The sequence below is a fragment of the Sporolactobacillus inulinus genome (assembly GCF_006539285.1).
In the GTDB taxonomy this organism is placed as follows: Bacteria; Bacillota; Bacilli; order Bacillales; family Sporolactobacillaceae; genus Sporolactobacillus; species Sporolactobacillus inulinus.
The window spans coordinates 1-1,289 of the sequence record NZ_BJMS01000209.1 but is presented as its reverse complement, the minus strand read 5'-3'; the positions used below and the strand labels follow the sequence as shown (position 1 = coordinate 1,289).

General features: G+C 45.5%; 1 protein-coding gene. It reads left to right on the top strand.

Annotated features, from left to right (window positions below):
• Window positions 1-338 precede the first annotated feature (338 nt).
• Window positions 339-911, top strand: a complete 573-nt coding sequence (locus tag SIN01_RS14735; RefSeq protein WP_010026947.1) for a competence protein ComK — start codon at window positions 339-341, stop codon at window positions 909-911.
• Window positions 912-1,289 lie beyond the last annotated feature (378 nt).

Sequence of the window (1,289 nt, the reverse complement as noted above, 5' to 3'; positions counted from 1 at the left end):
CGAAAAGACACGAGTCCATCATACATGGTTGGAGATTAAGGACCGGGCGTATTTTGCCCGGTTTTTCTTATTTGCTGCACAAATTTGCTCAATTATTCCGATAATTATGAACAAATTGTGAAAAGAGCGTTTTTTCTGAAAATAAAAGCTGCTAAATAATTGAAAGTTATGACAATATTTGTATAATAATAGGTATAAGAACAGGGGCATTGATCCTCTGTTTTGAAAATTCTTCTCTCCTTTAGAAACCGCTAAATGCTTTTCCCCGGGGGCGGTGGATTCCACTCAAATGCTGTTGTGTCTGTGTTTATGAATACGATCAGAAAAGAGGTTATTGAATGAAAACAGAAAAAAACTACATTATTCGTCCTGAGACCATGGCATTGGTTCCTTGTGAATTACCGGATGGGAGCCGAGGCACCCTTGTGATCGAAGAATCAGCACAACGCTACATCAAGGCACTTCCCAAAACGATTGTCGCACAGTCTTGTGGCTATTATGGCTCTACCTATAGTGGTAGAAAAAAAGTAGCTATAGAAATGGGGTACAAAAGTATGCCTCCGATATGTGTCTGCGGCGAACTCGGTATTGTGTTCTTGTCTTCGATGACGGAACGTTCGGACACATGTGCTTGGCTGTCCTTCTCACATGTACGACAATGGTCAGACAATGAAAAGAAAGGGAGTGTGGCGGTGTTGCTGTCGCGCGGAAAGCACATTGAGCTGCCCATGAACGCGCGTCCGTTCGGAGGGCGAGTGATGCGCGCGATGCAATACGCGCATCAACTTCGCGAGCGAATGACATTATATAATGATGCAGAATCCTCAAAAACGAATGATGAGCCGAAACGGTTTGGTTTTAAAGAAAATGGAACCTTTTATATTGAAGACTCTGTTCAAGAAGATGAATAAGTTGTAACCATGAATCCTGGGATGGCGATGCGCCGAATCTCAGGATTTTTTGCAGACAAAGAGAGTATATGATTTTTGGTCACGCAAAAGACTGTGCATCAAACACGGAGATGCTCTGGCGCCTGCGGGATCGCGCCTTGTTGATGCGTGGCGAGACCACGCAGATTCCTGCCTGTCTGAGGAGGCTCACGGTGCGCCCGCGGCAAGCGAGCAATCGGAGCGGCGATTCAGCACCGAAAAGACATGAGCCCAGCACACACGGCTGGAGATTGAGGACCGGGCGTATTTTGCCCGGTTTTTCTAACAGGTAAAGAAAGTTTATGATTCTGCCCTTCAAACCAATAGACCGGTGTCTTGACCAAGAATCAAAGCGGAGGT

Excerpts from the sequence above, each read along its gene's own strand:
- SIN01_RS14735 (WP_010026947.1), top strand. The coding sequence starts at position 339 with ATGAAAACAGAAAAAAACTACATTATTCGTCCTGAGACCATGGCATTG.